Genomic DNA, 1104 nt, shown 5'->3' on the forward strand with positions numbered 1-1104 from the left:
GCCATGTTCAAGTGATAAATGCAACTGGCCAAGTTGATTTTAATTTTTCTATTGGACTAATGTAGCCAAACTTCCTTACTCTTCTATGATTGATCATTTTTTCTATTTCTCTGATCCTCTTTTCGCTTACCAAATTTAAGTCAGTTTTCTTGGGCAAAAACCTTCTGATGAGCCCGATCCTATTCTCTACCGTTCCTTTATCCTGCGAGGTATAAGGTCTTGTAAAATAGGTTTTGACATTGTGTTTTTCAGCAATTTTCCCGTGCCCTGCAAATTCTTTTCCATTGTCAAAAGTCATTGTCTTAATCCAGCTGTTTCCAATCCTTGATATCCGATCACTTATTTTCTCCTGGACAATCTCAGAATCCTTACCTTTCAAAAGGTCTAAGGTAGTGGTTAATGTAGTTCTCTCTGTCATTACCAATAGAGCTGATCCGTGGTCTTTTCCCATCATCAGATCTACTTCCACATCGCCCAAACGTTCCCGATTCTCCACTACATCGGGGCGCTGTTCTATAGACACCCGATTCTGTATAGTTCCTCTGGTGTTCTTATAATTCCCACGTTTAAACCTTCTCCTACCATGTTTCAAGTAGCGATATAGATCCTTATAAGGTATATTCTCTTTCCTGTTGCTTTTCTTGCAATTCCATATCCATTGATAGAGACATTCAAGTGAGACGCCTTCTATGCCCCTGTATTTCCATTCGACCGCAATTAGTTCCGGGCTTAAATGTTCTTTCTTTAGCCAACCAGCGGCCTGTTCTTTGAGGGAATCGGTCAGCTTTAAGAATTTATTTTTAGTTGTATGTCTAACCGCTGTTTTACTCTGAGCTAGGCGAGGTACATAAGTGCCAGCATGCTGTCCACGCTTTCCTATATTCCTTTTAAGCTCACGACCTATGGTACATTTATGAACGCCAATTATATCGGCTATCTCAGAATTATTCTTCCCTGCTTCCAACAAAGCACCAATTTGGTATCTTTGCTCTTGACTAAGTTGTTTAAATTTTTTCTTCACAAATCAAATTTAGCACTTGGCTAATCATTGGGGGCTAGCCCCCAATGATTTAATTTGAGTTGCATTTATATATTGAACTTAGA

At 39.2% G+C, this 1104-nt stretch carries 1 protein-coding gene; it reads right to left on the reverse strand.

Annotated features, from left to right (window positions below):
• Positions 1–7: 7 nt before the first annotated feature.
• Positions 8–1021 carry an IS30 family transposase gene (locus Q1K34_RS17965; protein ID WP_300442125.1) on the reverse strand — a complete coding sequence of 338 codons (1014 nt, stop codon included), beginning with the start codon at positions 1019–1021 and terminating at the stop codon, positions 8–10.
• Positions 1022–1104 lie beyond the last annotated feature (83 nt).

The organism is Christiangramia sp., from assembly GCF_029937855.1.
Classification (GTDB): Bacteria; Bacteroidota; Bacteroidia; order Flavobacteriales; family Flavobacteriaceae; genus Christiangramia.